Raw genomic sequence first — 15225 nt, forward strand, 5'->3', positions numbered from 1 at the left:
GGCGCTGGGGTGAAACATGACAACTGATTTTTCACAAGATCATAAAGACGAAAAAAATCAGATGCAAAGCGCCGACTTAGACGCATTGCTCAACCAATATTTTAAAGGCCGTGTCGTTCGAAAAGATCTGACAAAGCAATTGAAAGAAGGCGCTAACGTCCCTGTTTACGTGCTGGAGTATTTACTAGGGATGTATTGTGCGTCTGATGACGACGAAGTTGTAATGCAAGGCCTTGAGAATGTGAAAAAAATCTTGGCTGAGAACTATGTCCGACCTGATGAAGCGGAGAAAGTGAAGTCACTTATCCGTGAACGCGGCACGTTTAAAATCATCGACAAAGTAAGTGTTAAGCTCAATCAGAAAAAAGACGTCTATGAAGCTGCGTTGTCGAACCTGGGGATCAAGGATGCCCTTGTGCCGACCAAAATTGTACAAGACAACGAAAAATTATTAACTGGCGGTATCTGGTGCATTATTACCGTGCAGTATTTCTTTGAGGAAGGTCAGAAGACATCACCTTTCTCCATTATGAGTTTAAAACCGATACAAATGCCGTCCATGAACATGGATGAGGTGTTTTCAACCAGAAGACATTTTAGTACCGATCAGTGGATGGATGTGTTGCTTCGTTCCGTGGGTATGGAGCCAACCAACTTAGAGCATCGGGTGAAGTGGCATCTTATTACTCGCATGATCCCATTCGTTGAAAACAACTACAACGTTTGTGAGCTCGGGCCAAGAGGGACAGGTAAAAGCCATGTCTACAAAGAGTGCTCACCAAATTCATTGCTTGTCTCGGGCGGACAAACGACTGTGGCGAACTTGTTCTATAACATGAGCTCGCGCCAAGTTGGGTTGGTTGGTATGTGGGATGTTGTCGCATTTGATGAAGTGGCCGGTATTAACTTCAAAGACAAAGACGGCGTTCAAATAATGAAAGATTATATGGCGTCAGGGTCTTTTGCCCGTGGTCGTGATTCAATCGAAGCGAAGGCTTCCATGGTATTCGTCGGTAACATCAATCAAAGCGTTGAGACACTGGTGAAGACCAGTCATCTGTTGGCACCTTTTCCTGATGCCATGATTGACACTGCTTTTTTTGACCGTTTCCATTCCTATATTCCTGGATGGGAAATACCGAAGATGCGTCCTGAGTTTTTCACCAATAGTTACGGATTAATCACAGACTATCTTGCTGAATACATGCGTGAAATGCGCAAAAGAAGTTTTGCGGACGCTATCGATAAGTTCTTCAAACTCGGTAATAACCTTAATCAGCGTGATGTAATTGCTGTACGCAGAACGGTTTCGGGCTTGTTAAAGCTACTACACCCCGACGCACAGTACACAAAAGATGATGTAAGAGCCTGCCTGACCTATGCGCTGGAAACTAGACGTAGAGTCAAAGAGCAATTGAAAAAGCTTGGCGGAATGGAATTTTTTGATGTGCACTTTAGCTACATCGATAACGATTCATTAGAAGAATTCTTCGTCAATGTACCGGAACAAGGTGGCAGCAAGCTAATTCCTGAGGGCTTACCTCGCGCTGGTGTCGTGCACTTGGTTACTCAGGGAAGCACTGGGCAGCTTGGGTTATATCGCTATGAAACCCAGATGATGGCTGGTTCTGGTAAACACTCAGTGTCTGGCCTTGGTTCGAATACCGCAGCGAAAGAAGCTGTGCGTGTTGGCTTTGATTATTTCAAAGGTAACCTGAATAGAATAAGTGCGTCGGCGAAGTTTTCTGATCATGAGTATCACCTCCATGTTGTTGAGCTCCACAATACGGGGCCAAGTACAAAGTCATCGCTCGCTGCATTAATTGCGTTCTGTTCAATTCTGATGAACCGACCGATTCAAGAGCAGATGGTTGTTTTGGGTGAGATGACTTTAGGTGGTGTTGTAAATCCTGTTCAAGATCTTGCAGGCAGTCTTCAGTTAGCTATGGACAGTGGCGCAAAGCGTATTTTGCTCCCAATGGCCTCAGCCTCAGATATTCCAACGGTTCCTGCTGAGTTGTTTTCAAAATTCCAGATCAGCTTTTATGCAGATCCCGTCGATGCCGTGTTTAAGGCGCTTGGGGTTAATTGATTAGGTGTCGTTTGACGCGCCATTTTATGGAGTAATTACAGGTATGTTTACCAAAGCTCGTTTCTTTAAATGCGCATTGCAGGTAAATCCGGCAGGATACATAAAATATCGTGGGCAACAGCAGACCATCACGGAAGATGAATATAACCAAAATCTGCTTGCGGCATCACTGGAAGCGGGCATAGAGGTCATTGGATTAGCTGATCATGGTTCAGTAGATGGTGTTGATAAAATCCGCAATCTTTTTGTTGAGAATGGGATTGTTGTTTTCCCCGGCTTTGAGATTGCGTCAAGTGAGAAAATTCACTTTGTTTGTCTGTTTGATGAAAACAAAACTTCGCAAGAACTTGAACGGATTTTGGGGCGTCTAGATTTACTTGATCCAGAGGATGGTATATTGCCGACCAACCTCACAGCAATTCAGCTGATTGATAAAGTGAATGAGATAGGTGGATTTATCTTTGCAGCACACTGCATAAATGATGATGGTGTGCTCAGTCGAAAGATGAACCATGTTTGGAAGCATGAAGGGTTGATGGCAGCTCAGATACCAGGCGACAAGTCGATTGAAGATCTTAAAGGAATAGAAAATGATTTCTACCGTAAGGTCTTCCTCAACAAAGATCCAAACTATAAGCGCGAGCGCGAAATGGCTGCCATTAACTCCTCAGACGTTGCAAAACCAGATGATATCAAAGCATCGGGTGCTTCTTGTTTGATTAAAATGACCAACCCTTGCTTTGCTTCCTTTAAGCAAGCCTTTTTAGATGCAGGTTCGAGGGTTCGTTTGAACTCAGATAAGCCAGAAAGCTATGCTTCGGCAATTGAGCGTATTCGATTTGTTGGTGGCTATCTGGATAGCGTCGATATTGAACTATCGGACCATCTAAATGCTGTGATTGGTGGTCGTGGAACTGGTAAGTCAACCTTGTTGGAATGTATTCGCTATGCTTTCGGATTAGACCCTAAAACACCTAACGCAATCAAACAGCACAAAAGTGTCATTGATACTAACCTTGGGAAAGAACGAGGTTTAGTTGAAATTACGTTGCGTTCATCAGTTATGCACGGTCGCAGATTCAAAGTAAGCCGAAAACACGGTAGTGATCCGGTAGTGGTTGACTCCCAAGGAAATATATCCCCCTATCTTCCGACGGATCTTTTGCCTGGTATAGAGCTTTACGGGCAAAACGAAATCTATGAAATGACACGAGATGAACAAAGTCGTAATCAGCTCATCGAACGTTTTCTTGAGGGCGAACATGAAAAGTTTGATGCAGATATCGCTGACGTTTTAGCAAAGTTAAAAGATAATCGAGAATCCATCGAGCGAGTCCTAGGTCAGAAAGATGACATTGAAGCAGAGGTCGAGCGCTTACCTAAGTTATTGGATCAGGCAAAACAGTATCAAGCATTAGGTATAGATGAAAAGCTGGAGCTTATTCCTAAACTTGAAAAAGAAAAACAGTTGAATGATCAGATTGGAAAGGATGTTGCGAGCGTCCAACTGGCTATCGATGCGCTCAAAAACAGTTTGCCAGATACTTTGTATTTAAGTGATACCAATTTTGATGGCTTACCTCATGCTGAGCTCTTGAAGCAGCAGCGTGAAGTTTTGAATGCCCTGAAAACGGGCGTTCAACAGACATTAGTACAGTTAGAACAGCTAACTTTAAATGCAAATCAACAGTTGTTACCGGTCAAGCAATCTTTATCAGAAAAGCAGCAACTTGAAGAGCAAAAACTTGAGTTGGCTTTTAAGGATATACCTGCAAGCCAGGGTAAAACTGGCCGACAAATTGGTGCTGAATATCAGACTCTGTTAAAACAAATTGAGCAGATACGCCCTAAACAAACCACCTTGCAAGATCGCCAGACACAAATTGACGAATTGTACAACTCGCGAAAGAAGCTGCTTCTGGAGTTAGAACAACACACAAGTGCGCGTGCGAGTAGTATTACTAAATCTGTTAAAAGGTTAACAAGAAAACTGGAGCAGAAGGTACGGCTTACCCTACAGCCAGAAGGTGGCCGCCAAGAACTTGTGAATTTTCTGACTGAGTGCAATTTAGAGGGGGTTGGGCCTAAACGTCTCGCCTGGGTATTAGAAGGTAACTTCTCTCCAAGCAGTTTAGCCTCAACTATCCGTCAAGGAGAGTCGGAGCTAGGACGAAAGTTTGGCATATCAGGAACTGTTGTTTCAGCTTTAATTCGTCTTCCAGAAGTAAAAATAATGGAAATGGAAGAATTGCAGTTACCGGATACCATGGCGATTGAGTTAAATGTGACTCATGGAGAACGAGAAGCTGTATTTAGGTCAATTGATGAATTATCGACGGGACAGCAGTGTACTGCTGTTTTGCACTTATTGCTGTTGGATAATCAAGACCCATTAATCCTTGATCAACCTGAAGATAATTTGGATAACGCATTTATAGCTGAGAGGATAGTCGCAGAACTACGTAGGGCTAAACTGAGTCGTCAGTTTCTATTTGCAACACATAATGCCAATATTCCGGTTTTCGGTGATGCTGAATGGATTGGCGTTTTGAGCGTAGAAGATAATAAAGGGCTAATTCTTCCAGAACAACAAGGTGCGATCGATGTTCCCAATGTTCAGGCTTTAGCCGCAGATATATTAGAGGGCGGGAAAAGTGCATTCAATCAGCGTCGTGAGAAATATGGATTCGTGTAAAGCACTATCTTGGTATTAATCACTAAGAATCAGGCTCCGCACCTTTTTGAAACCGTGAAATTAGCTCGTATGTTATTCTTCTACATGAATTATCAATCTATCTAGCCATCAAGCTCAGAGTTGAACCTTCACACTATCGTGTCGGAGGTTCACTATGTTCAAAAACCTATTTTTTCAAACCAAAGCACTACCAGAGCTGTCATCTCAACTCGATGCAGAAATTCCACGCTACCCGCCATTCCTGAAGGGGTTGCCAGCTGCGTCCCCCGAGGATTTGCAGTCCACACAAGACGAGCTAATTGCCAAACTGAGGCAGGTACTTGGCTTTAACCTGCGTGACTTTCAAAGGCTGATTCAGCCCTGCATTGATCATCTGGCTGCTTATGTTCATTTGTTGCCAGCTTCTGAGCATCATCATCACAGTGGCGCGGGTGGTTTATTACGTCATTCGTTGGAAGTTGCTTTCTGGGCGGCACAAGCAGCTGAAGGGATCATCTTTGTTGCCAGTGGCACACCGGTTGAGAAAAAAGAGCTAGAGCCAAGGTGGCGTGTTGCGGCGGCATTAGGCGGTTTGTTCCATGATATTGGTAAGCCCGTTTCAGACCTGTCCATCACAGACGAAGATGGACGCTATCAGTGGAACCCTTTTTTAGAAACCTTATCCCATTGGACTACTACTAACAGCATTGAACGTTATTTCATTCGTTGGCGCGACGGACGGTGCAAGCGGCACGAGCAATTTTCAATTTTGGTATTAAACCGGGTGATGACACCTGAGTTGCTCGCCTGGTTAACCCAGCCGGGCCCTGAAATTTTGCAAGCCATGCTAGAGGCAATTGGCAATACCGATCCCGAGCATGTCCTGTCTAAATTGGTTATTGAAGCTGACCAAACCAGTGTCCAGCGAGACCTGAAAGCTCAACGAATTTCCGTTGACGACAATGCCCTTGGTGTCCCAGTCGAACGCTATCTACTTGATGCCATGAGGCGATTACTTGCCAGTTCGCAATGGCTGGTCAATCAGCGAGACGCCAGAGTCTGGGTACGAAAATCGAATCAATCAACCAATCTTTACCTGGTCTGGAAAAGCGCGGCTAAGGACATCATTGAGCTGTTGGCCAAAGACAAGATACCTGGCATCCCAAGAGATCCCGATACCCTTGCGGACATCCTCATTGAGCGAGGATTAGCCACTAAATCCGCCTCAAATGAGCGATACGAAAGCCTTGCCCCTGAAGTGCTGCTCAAAGACGGCAAGCCAATCTGGCTACCCATGCTGCATATATCTGAGGCCGATTTATTGTTCAGCTCGAATGTACCAAGTGGTGTGACACTGTTTAACAAATCTGAGTGGGAAGCAACACAGAAAACACAAGAAGAGCCTCAGAGTCGCTCCAGTGAGCATTCAGACTTGCCTGAAGGGTCATCATCAATCGAACACGGCAATTCGTCTGAGTCACCATCGACAAACTCGTCCGAACAAGATGATGAACTTCGTCATGCCAGTGATGTTAATCACCTTGAGGAAAATGAAAACGTTCCGGGTGATGGATGTGAAAAGCCTAACAATTCATATGATGGCGCTATCTCAAATAACGTAAACCAGCACGATGTAGAAGCATTGAATCTGCCTGAATCTTTGGCGTGGCTCCCAGAGGCCAGCAGTGCGTTGGTTATGGTTGGTGAACAGATACTGATCCACTATCCCGATGCCGTAAGACCTTGGTGTGCCCCCCGAAAACTGCTTGCTGAACTCAGTCGATTAGATTGGCTTGAATTAGATCCCGCAAACCCGACGCGTAAAGCCAGAACTATTACTACGAATGATGGCGTTCAGGAGCAAGGGTTGCTGCTGAAAGTATCGATTTCTAAAGGGCTTACTGCACTGATTGACCTTCCCAAACAAGACGCAGAATCAGCGGCAGCAATTCAGAACGAAGAGGCTTCACCGCGACCGAGTCGAACTAAGACAACCAATGCCCAAGCAAAAGAACCTGCCACAAGAGCGGAGCGCAAGCAAAAGCCGATTGTGGCCAATGCGAACTCAAGTACAGACCCCAAACACGCGCAGCGGCAACAGATGGTTAGTTTTGTGAAAGATTTGCCCATCTTACTGACCGATGGCGATTACCCAGACGTGGATCATAGTGCCGATGGTATTCGCGTCACGATTCAAACCTTACGCCAAGTCGCCAATGAGCATGGTATTCCAGCCGGGCAATTGCTTCGGGGGATCTCGGCCAGTGACCAATGCCAGTTTGATGAGGGGGAAACGGTTTTGTTTACCGCTCACGCTAAACGTTAATCCTTTTGAAATTAAGCGATTGCAAACGGTTATTTTGCGGAGCATGAATGAAAGAAAACGCATACGAGATGCCTTGGCGCACGAACTATGAAGCCATGGCAGCAGCAGGTTGGCTGGTTGGTGCAACAGGGGCAATTGCCGCAGAAATGCTGACTGAGCTACCACCTGAGCCATTTTGGTGGATGACAGGGATTTCCTCGGGCATGGCGTTGTACCGCCTGCCTCAGGCTTACCGTCTTCATAAGTTACAGAAGGGACTAAAAGGCAAACCATTGGCTTTTATGGAGCTGTCGCATTTACAAAAGGTGATGGCAAAACATCCTGATGAATTGTGGTTAGGGTATGGCTTTGAGTGGGACCAACGTCATGCTCAACGCGCTTATGAAATCTTAAAGCGGGATAAGCAAACCTTGCTTAACCAAGGTCACGGCAAACAAATGGGTTCAACCTGGATTCATGGTGTTGAGCCCAAAGAAGAAGATGTGTACCAGCCAGTTGGTCACACAGAAGGCCATACCTTAATTGTCGGCACAACCGGTGCCGGAAAAACCCGATGCTTTGATGCGATGATCACTCAGGCCATTTTGCGTAATGAAGCCGTGATTATTATTGATCCTAAGGGAGACAAGGAACTTAAGGATAATGCGCAGCGAGCCTGTATTGCCGCCGGTAGTCCTGAGCGCTTTGTGTATTTTCATCCGGGTTTTCCAGAGCATTCAGTACGTCTTAATCCCCTGAGAAACTTTAACCGAGGCACTGAAATTGCCAGCCGTATTGCGGCACTAATCCCATCCGAAACCGGTGCTGATCCATTTAAAGCCTTTGGCCAAATGGCACTGAACAACATCGTGCAAGGTTTGTTGCTTACTTCACAGCGTCCTGATCTGAAAACGTTGAGGCGATTTTTGGAAGGTGGCCCAGAAGGCTTGGTAGTAAAAGCCGTTACGGCCTGGGGGGAGCAGGTGTATCCGAACTTTAATGTGGAGATTAAGCGCTTTACCGAAAAGGCCAATACCTTGGCTAAACAAGCTATGGGGATGCTGCTATTTTACTACGAACGCATTCAGCCCGTTGCCGCCAATACTGATTTAGAGGGCCTTTTGAGCATGTTTGAACATGACAGAACCCACTATTCCAAGATGGTGGCTTCACTGATGCCGGTGCTCAATATGCTCACCTCAAGTGAACTAGGCCCATTGCTATCACCGATTGCAAACGACGTGGATGACAGCCGGTTAATTACGGATTCTGGCCGTATTATCAACAATGCCCAAGTGGCCTATATCGGGTTGGATTCATTGACCGACGCCATGGTTGGCAGCGCCATTGGTTCGTTGCTTTTATCCGATCTCACCGCCGTGGCCGGTGACCGCTATAACTATGGTGTTGAAAATCGTCCCGTAAATATCTTCATCGATGAGGCGGCTGAAGTCGTCAACGATCCCTTCATTCAACTGCTCAACAAAGGCCGTGGCGCAAAAATGCGTTGTGTGATTGCTACTCAGACCTTTGCTGACTTTGCCGCTCGTACAGGCAGTGAAGCTAAGGCTCGCCAGGTGTTAGGTAACATCAACAACTTGATAGCCCTTCGGGTGATGGATGCCGAAACGCAGCAGTACATTACCGACAATCTGCCTAAGACTCGGTTGCAGTACATCATGCAAACGCAAGGTATGTCGTCCAACTCGGACAGCCCCGCGTTGTTTACCGGCAATCATGGCGAGCGCTTGATGGAGGAAGAAGGCGATATGTTTCCACCGCAGTTATTAGGCCAGCTTCCCAACCTGGAGTACATCGCCAAGCTTTCAGGTGGCCGCGTGATTAAGGGTCGCCTTCCTATTTTAACCAGCTCTACACAGGCAGCATAAGGAGTCTGTATGCATCATTCTGTCTGTCTGAAAATGACAACACTTACCAGTAAAGAAATGCTCGCTCAGTGGCAGCAACATAACCCCCAGTTCAAGGAAACCTTAAGACTGCTTGAAACCGACTGGCCTCATGCTTTGGCCTCGGTGTATTGCTTGGCGGACTACTTAACGGATGCGTTCACGTTAGATGGCCATTCCATCTTTGATTTGTGTCTGTGCAATGGCTTGGGTAGTTATGAAGAAGTCAGTTGTGATGATGACAGTGTACGCCTTTGGCATTTCATTGAGGCGCTGACCTGGACTGCCGCCAGTGCTTTAACGGGGATTCGCCTGCGTGATCCTGATCATTTCGAGTGGGCCGCCGTGGATGGTGTGTATTTCTACTCCTGGATTCGTAATCGTCCAAATCGGATGACGTATTTGGCTGAAGGACGCATCGAGGTGCGTTATGTCAGTGGTCATACGACGACAAAGCGGCTTCAACAAGTGATTAAAGCCCGGATTATGACGCCAACCGTTGCTGCCATGCTGGCGCGAGTCGAAGAGGATGTTTGGCATGAGCAAGCATAAGTCGGTTTGGCTGCTGTGTCTGGCACTGATGCTGGAGATTATTGCCATTGGCGTGTTAGTGCCCGGTGATTGGACTGGCCGGGTCATCAGTAAAGAGAAGCAGATGATCCAAAATCAATTGGGCGCACAAACAAGCTATTGGATTGGTCAAACTAGCCATCGCTGGTATCAGTCATGGATTGTGGATACGCAGATGGAGCAATCTGTGCGAGATTTTCTAATCCCCACTGAAGAGCAGCGACTTCGTTCTAAAGGGATGGAGAACATGGGAGGCTTTTGGTTTGTCTGGGTAGAAGACCGTATTCAGGCATTTTTTGATGTGTTGTACCAGGTGTTCACTCGATTTGCTTTGCTGATGGTCTGGTTGCCCTTTGCGCTTATTCTCATGTTGCCGGCGCTGTGGGACGGCTTGATGACCTGGAAGATTAAGAAGACAACCTTTGATTTTTCGAGCCCAATCATTCACCGCTACAGCATGATTATCCTGGGCTCAGGTGTCATTTTGCTGTTTATGGGATTGTTCGCCCCGCTGGCTATTCCACCGGTGGTGTTACCGTCGCTGATCATCGGTTTGGCATTGATGGCGGGGTTGGCGTTAAGTCACTTGCAGAAGAAAATATGAGGCCAGTTAGGCCTCATCTTGTAGAGCTAAAACCTTACGCCTACGGCATTGCCATTCTCGTCTTCAGCTGGCAAATGATAAGTATCAATAAGGTGACCTTGAAGCCAAATATATTGCGGCATCCAAAACGAGTACTGTCGTATAAGAGCCAATACTTCTTTCAGCGATTTGTTTGCATGAGACTCGGCTAGGCGAAAGTACATGAATGAGCAATCATCTCGAAAATACTCCTGAAGCTCTGAATCTGATAGCGTTTCTTTTAGAGGCCTGTTTTGTTCGTCGTCCTCATCAGGGGAGTTGGCATAAATTTCAAATAGCTGCTTTTCAGTAAGCATCTCCAAGAAGTGGTCTTCAATTAAAACCCCATCACTGGTATCGACATCCATACCATTTTTGACATCAAAAGCCATGACACATCCAGAAGATAACGCCACTTCTGACGGTTTCAGTAAGTCATTAGCTTGCACAACTTGATGCCAATGATTAAAACCAGCAGATACTGCAATTTCATCGAGTGCTTGAGTGTGTGGAATAGATTTTTCACGTTTAAGCTTTCGTGCTTTTTGCTTTAAACGTTCAACCGTGGCAGAGGAAATGATTTTAGTAATTTGCATTGAGTTTCTCCTATTAGCGAATACGGTGCCCACTGCCGAGGTCGCAGAAAAAACCTAAGCAAAAAATAAATTTGATATGCATGTCGTCCCGTCCGGGTTTGCTAAAGTGGGCAGCTGGTCTCGACACGACCAATATCCTCATCATATCAACAGCATCAAAAAGATCAATTGTTAGTATTGTCTGAGTAGAACCCTCAAAACCTTCAAGAATTCGGCATCTAGCTGACCACTGAACCTGCCAATCCCAAGGCATCCTTCACTTCTCAATTCAAAAAACGAGGAGTGACTATGGAACCTGTGAGTATTCCATCCTATATCGATGACCCGCCGGACTTCCTGCTTTGGAGTGCCGATGAGATGGCTCCCATTCTGTTGGGGCTAGTGATCGGCATTTTTACCGGTAATGCCTTGGTTTTATGCCTGTTGGGGTTGGTGACAACCAAGCTCTATCGGCGTTTTCGTGATGGTCGCCCAGATGGTTTTATTCTTCACGCCATCTACTGGGCTGGGCTGTTGCCAACCAAAGCCAAGACGATCCCTAACCCATTTATCAGGAGCTATCTGCCGTGAAGTTCGACGTGTTTTTAAAATCATGGCAAGGCACGCAATTAGAGAACCGATGGCAGCGGTTCCTGATTGCGGTGCTGGTGCTATCTAATTTGCTGCTTGCGATAGCGGCATTTTCTCGCAATACCGTGGTAGCTATTCAACCACCAACCTTGTCTGAAACGGCTGAAGTGTCACGAAACCAAGCCACTCAACCTTACCTTGAATCCTGGGGACTCTACCTGGCTGAGCTTATGGGCAACGTGACGCCGGGTAATGTGTCTTTCATCCGGGTTGCCATTGAGCCGCTACTTTCTCCAGCGGTGTACCAGCAAGTGGTCGATGCACTGGAGATTCAGGCAAGACAAATCCGCGAAGACCGAGTCACGCTCAAATTCCAACCCAGACAAGTGGAGTATGAGTATGAAACCGGGCATGTCTTTGTGACCGGTTATTCCTTGGTTTCTGGGCCATCTGGAGATGAGCAGCGCCAAACTCGCACCTATGAGTTTGACATCGATATTGAGCAATACCGTCCAAAGCTCAGTTGGATGGATACGTATGAGGGGCAAGCTAGAACGAAGCGCGTTCGTGAAAAGTTGACCCAAGAGCAAAACCGGAGGGTGAATGATGCGAACCAAAATTAGTCGATGGATGACACCAAGCTTAATCGCAATGAGTTTGAGTGGCGTCCTGTTATCTCAAGCGTCGTATGCAGACGTGGAATTGCCGATTGTGCCAGCCAGTGTAATGAAGCAGTCTGCTACTGCAAATCCACCGGTTCAAACCAATACGGTTGCAACGGATGTGCCAACAACGCTACTGATGACACCGGGTGTTAATGAACTGATCCCTGTAGCTATTGGTCATCTGAACCGGATTGTGACGCCGTTTGAATCGCCTCAGGTGAGAACAACCAGTGATGCTCAGACGCAAATCAAGGGGAATGTTGTATATGTGGCCACGGACAAAGAATCACCGGTTTCACTTTACATCACTCCGCCTGGTCAGGAAGCGCCCGCATTATCTGTCACCTTAGTACCTCGTCGTATTCCACCGCGTGAAATCACCTTAGCTATTGATGGTCAGCAGTGGCCTATTAAGGGCGTCGTGAACCGAAAAGCCGCCACTTGGGAAACGGCTCAGCCATACGTCGATAGCTTACGTGATTTACTCAGACGCCTTGCACTAAATGAGTTACCACAAGGCTATGACATCCGTTTGGCTGGCCAAACTGACACAAGCCCGAAATGTTTTCAGCCGGGCTTAAAGTTTGGTTTTAAGCAGGGGCAAATTGTGACGGGACATTACTTCACTGTCTATGTAGGACTGGTTGAAAGCTTTGCCGATGAGCCAATAGAAGCCAGTGAAATAGCCTGTCATGCACCAGATATAGTGGCAAGCGCCTACTGGCCTCGCAATATCTTGTTGCTGGGTGAAAAGACAGAGTTGTATGTGGTTGTTCGCAATCATCGTGAAGAAGCGGTGGAAAGTCAGCGACCTTCGCTTCTTGTGGGAGGTGAATAACGATGAAAGCACAATGGGAGCAAATGAGCCCGAACATGAAGCGGGGTCTTTCGGTTGCTGGTATTGCTGGTGGTCTCATCCTGATGGTGATGGTGTTTTCACCTAATCCTGACGATGGCTCAAGTAGTCGGAACCGGCAGGAAACGATCCGGCACATTCTTACGGATACCAATACTCGTGATGTTGGGGTCGATAGTTTGGCTGCAAACGTAAAACTACTCAGTGAGCGCAATGAACAGTTACGTCGTGAAGTTGAGCGCTTGCGTCGTGACGTCGATTCAGGACGGCTAAGCCCAGGTTCGCCTTCTATACCAAGTGAGGTCAACGCGGAGCTGGCCCGCCTTAGAGCGGAACTTGATGATGTTCGCTCTGGAGGTGATGCAGCAGTTGAAGGCACAAATAGCCGTTTTGAAGTGCCTTTATCTGCCATGGAATTGCCTAAAGAAGAAAAGCCACTGCCGTCTAACCCAGACGACTATTTTGCCAATGCGCCGCTGCCTGATCCGCTCTATCAGCAGCCAGCCAATGGCCAAGGTACACGAGCTCGGGATGTTCCATTGCCGCCAATCACGATTCGTATGATTGAGCCTGAAGTGGTTGCTGAACCAGAGGTTGTTGTGCAAGAAGCGCCGCCTTTGTATCTACCGGCGGGCAGCATCATCTCAGGTACTTTGATCACGGGTTTGGATGCCCCTACTCACGAGTCCGCAAGACGCGAGCCTTTTCCTGCATTGCTGAGGATTCAAAAGGAAGCCATCTTACCCAACCGATTTAGAGCGGATATCAAAGAGTGTTTCTTGATCGCCGCAGGTTACGGTGATTTGAGCTCTGAGCGTGCTTATTTGCGAGGCGAGACCATTTCATGTGTGAGAGAAGATGGTGGCGTCATTGAAACACGACTGGATTCTTATGCCGTGGGTGAAGACGGCAAAGCCGGTATTCGTGGCCGATTAGTGTCGAAACAAGGCCAACTGGTGGCTAAATCGATGATGGCCGGATTCCTACAGGGCTTGGCAGGCGCATTTGATGTGAATCCTGTACCAACGATTCAGACGGGTAATGCCGGTGATACTCAGCTGTACCAGCAAGTCATGAGCCAAGAAGCATTACAAGGCGCTGCGATTAAAGGCACAGGTAAAGCATTGGATCGAGTGGCCAAGTTCTATTTGGACATGGCTGAAAATATGTTCCCAGTTATAGAGGTAGACGCTGCAAGGAAAATTGAAGTCATAGTCACTCGTGGGGCCTCGTTGTCGTTGGCCACTTCGCAAGGGGGAGGTGCAAGAAGATGAAAAAATCCTGCATGTTGCTAACCGATCGAAGTCCGTTTCAGACAATAAGATGTGTATCCAGAGGAGAGTTAACCATGACGACATCAATGCAGAACAACCCAAAGCACCAGTCAAAACAGTGGTCTAAAGCTGGATTACTTTTATTGGCAGTCGGCTCAACCTTATTGTCTGGCTGTAGTTCATTGGGTCTTGGGAGTAGTGAATATGGATGCCCAGGTATGCCTGACGGTGTGCGCTGTTTATCCGCTCGTGAAGTCTATGAGCTTACCAGTAATGGCGCTTCACCCAAGACGATTGATGCTGTGGCGACTCGAATTGGTTCTCCCTCTGGGTATTCACAATCTGATTTAGAGACAGGACTGCTGAGCCATCCAGCATTACCTGAGACGCAGCAATCTGCACCTATTCGCATTCCTTCAAGGGTGATGCGGATTTGGATTGCGCCTTGGGAGGATGATCGTGGGGATCTGAATTTATCCAGCTACGTGTTTACCGAAATTGAACCGCGCCGGTGGGATATTGGGGTGTCCGCACCTCGAACGGTTTCGCCAGTGCTACGTCCACTTCAGACTCAAAGCGATTCAGCCTCAGCGGGAGCTGATGGTAAGCGCGATAACTTGAGTATCTACGGAGAAACTAACGAATGACAAATGCAGTTCGCAGCATTCAGACTCAGCGCCTAATGACCATTGGTGCGCTTGGTTTGATGGCGTTAATGATTTCGGAGCCCTCATTTGCGGGCACCGGTGGTGATGCTTTCACTGATGTGTGGGATACCCTAAAAGATTGGACCCAAGGTACTTTGGGACGGATCGTAGCGGGAGCCATGGTACTGGTGGGTATTGTGGGCGGTATCGCTCGCCAAAGCTTGATGGCTTTTGCCTTGGGCATTGGTGGCGGTATGGGTCTCTACAACACACCAACAGTCGTTGAAAGTGTTATGTCTGCAACCTTACCTGTTGTTGCCAGCACTCAAGAAGTTATTGGCACAACTGTTCCAGCAATCAGCGCCGTTTTACTGGGCACCTGATAAACTCTATAGAGACCTTTAAAAGGTTTGGGTCTACAAAGTCACTGCTTTGTGGACCCAATTT

The 15225-nt window shown here is 47.1% G+C and carries 13 protein-coding genes; 12 read left to right on the plus strand and 1 reads right to left on the minus strand.

Annotated features, from left to right (window positions below):
• The first annotated feature begins 16 nt into the window (after window positions 1-16).
• The 6 genes from brxL (at window position 17) to VSX58_RS08590 (ending at window position 10152) form a co-directional block, all read left to right on the plus strand.
• Complete coding sequence (brxL, locus tag VSX58_RS08565; RefSeq protein ID WP_047929053.1) at window positions 17-2092, plus strand: protease Lon-related BREX system protein BrxL; 2076 nt, start codon at window positions 17-19, stop codon at window positions 2090-2092.
• Window positions 2093-2135: 43 nt separating this feature from the next.
• Window positions 2136-4787 (plus strand): TrlF family AAA-like ATPase, encoded by a 2652-nt coding sequence (locus VSX58_RS08570; RefSeq protein WP_327617711.1) that lies wholly within the window; start codon window positions 2136-2138, stop codon window positions 4785-4787.
• 154 nt (window positions 4788-4941) lie between these two features.
• Window positions 4942-7092: a MobH family relaxase gene (gene mobH, locus VSX58_RS08575; RefSeq protein WP_327617712.1), complete on the plus strand. Its 2151-nt coding sequence runs from the start codon at window positions 4942-4944 to the stop codon at window positions 7090-7092.
• Window positions 7093-7139: 47 nt separating this feature from the next.
• Window positions 7140-8960 (plus strand): conjugative transfer system coupling protein TraD, encoded by a 1821-nt coding sequence (traD, locus tag VSX58_RS08580; RefSeq protein ID WP_327617713.1) that lies wholly within the window; start codon window positions 7140-7142, stop codon window positions 8958-8960.
• 9 nt (window positions 8961-8969) lie between these two features.
• The gene (locus tag VSX58_RS08585; RefSeq protein WP_140266354.1) at window positions 8970-9530 is read left to right on the plus strand and encodes a conjugative transfer protein; all 561 of its coding nucleotides are present in this window, start codon (window positions 8970-8972) and stop codon (window positions 9528-9530) included.
• Window positions 9517-10152 (plus strand): DUF4400 domain-containing protein, encoded by a 636-nt coding sequence (locus VSX58_RS08590; RefSeq protein WP_011788471.1) that lies wholly within the window; start codon window positions 9517-9519, stop codon window positions 10150-10152. Before VSX58_RS08585 ends, VSX58_RS08590 begins: the two co-directional genes overlap by 14 nt.
• A gap of 26 nt (window positions 10153-10178) precedes the next feature.
• On the opposite strand, the gene VSX58_RS08595 is transcribed toward VSX58_RS08590, so the two are convergent.
• Window positions 10179-10766, minus strand: a complete 588-nt coding sequence (locus tag VSX58_RS08595; RefSeq protein ID WP_327617714.1) for a plasmid-related protein — start codon at window positions 10764-10766, stop codon at window positions 10179-10181.
• Between the two features lie 288 nt (window positions 10767-11054).
• Here VSX58_RS08595 and traL point away from each other — a divergent pair, with 288 nt between their 5' ends.
• The 6 genes from traL to traA all read left to right on the plus strand — a co-directional run bounded on the left by traL (window position 11055) and on the right by traA (window position 15161).
• Window positions 11055-11336, plus strand: coding sequence for a type IV conjugative transfer system protein TraL (gene traL, locus VSX58_RS08605; protein WP_327617715.1), 282 nt, complete (start codon window positions 11055-11057; stop codon window positions 11334-11336).
• Entirely contained in the window at window positions 11333-11959 is a 627-nt protein-coding gene (locus VSX58_RS08610) for a TraE/TraK family type IV conjugative transfer system protein (RefSeq protein ID WP_025441422.1), read from the plus strand. Before traL ends, VSX58_RS08610 begins: the two co-directional genes overlap by 4 nt.
• Window positions 11940-12839, plus strand: coding sequence for a TraK domain-containing protein (locus tag VSX58_RS08615; RefSeq protein WP_349825806.1), 900 nt, complete (start codon window positions 11940-11942; stop codon window positions 12837-12839). The genes VSX58_RS08610 and VSX58_RS08615 overlap by 20 nt, the downstream gene beginning before the upstream one ends.
• A gap of 2 nt (window positions 12840-12841) precedes the next feature.
• Window positions 12842-14131 (plus strand): TraB/VirB10 family protein, encoded by a 1290-nt coding sequence (locus VSX58_RS08620; RefSeq protein ID WP_327617716.1) that lies wholly within the window; start codon window positions 12842-12844, stop codon window positions 14129-14131.
• Window positions 14132-14217: 86 nt separating this feature from the next.
• Window positions 14218-14778 carry a type IV conjugative transfer system lipoprotein TraV gene (gene traV, locus VSX58_RS08625; RefSeq protein ID WP_433913809.1) on the plus strand — a complete coding sequence of 187 codons (561 nt, stop codon included), beginning with the start codon at window positions 14218-14220 and terminating at the stop codon, window positions 14776-14778.
• A complete protein-coding gene (traA, locus tag VSX58_RS08630) occupies window positions 14775-15161 on the plus strand; it encodes a TraA family conjugative transfer protein (protein ID WP_004249359.1) in 387 nt (128 codons plus the stop codon). The genes traV and traA overlap by 4 nt, the downstream gene beginning before the upstream one ends.
• Window positions 15162-15225 lie beyond the last annotated feature (64 nt).

The sequence above is a fragment of the Brenneria populi genome, from assembly GCF_036016195.1.
Lineage (GTDB): Bacteria > Pseudomonadota > Gammaproteobacteria > Enterobacterales > Enterobacteriaceae > Brenneria > Brenneria populi.

Bases quoted from the DNA above. Each gene is read 5' to 3' on its own strand.
- VSX58_RS08620 (WP_327617716.1), top strand. From the start codon at position 12,842: ATGAAAGCACAATGGGAGCAAATGAGCCCGAACATGAAGCGGGGTCTT.
- traD (WP_327617713.1), top strand. From the start codon at position 7,140: ATGAAAGAAAACGCATACGAGATGCCTTGGCGCACGAACTATGAAGCC.
- mobH (WP_327617712.1), top strand. From the start codon at position 4,942: ATGTTCAAAAACCTATTTTTTCAAACCAAAGCACTACCAGAGCTGTCA.
- traV (WP_433913809.1), top strand. From the start codon at position 14,218: ATGCAGAACAACCCAAAGCACCAGTCAAAACAGTGGTCTAAAGCTGGA.
- VSX58_RS08585 (WP_140266354.1), top strand. From the start codon at position 8,970: ATGCATCATTCTGTCTGTCTGAAAATGACAACACTTACCAGTAAAGAA.
- VSX58_RS08570 (WP_327617711.1), top strand. From the start codon at position 2,136: ATGTTTACCAAAGCTCGTTTCTTTAAATGCGCATTGCAGGTAAATCCG.
- traA (WP_004249359.1), top strand. From the start codon at position 14,775: ATGACAAATGCAGTTCGCAGCATTCAGACTCAGCGCCTAATGACCATT.
- brxL (WP_047929053.1), top strand. From the start codon at position 17: ATGACAACTGATTTTTCACAAGATCATAAAGACGAAAAAAATCAGATG.
- traL (WP_327617715.1), top strand. From the start codon at position 11,055: ATGGAACCTGTGAGTATTCCATCCTATATCGATGACCCGCCGGACTTC.
- VSX58_RS08615 (WP_349825806.1), top strand. From the start codon at position 11,940: ATGATGCGAACCAAAATTAGTCGATGGATGACACCAAGCTTAATCGCA.
- VSX58_RS08595 (WP_327617714.1), bottom strand. From the start codon at position 10,766: ATGCAAATTACTAAAATCATTTCCTCTGCCACGGTTGAACGTTTAAAG.
- VSX58_RS08590 (WP_011788471.1), top strand. From the start codon at position 9,517: ATGAGCAAGCATAAGTCGGTTTGGCTGCTGTGTCTGGCACTGATGCTG.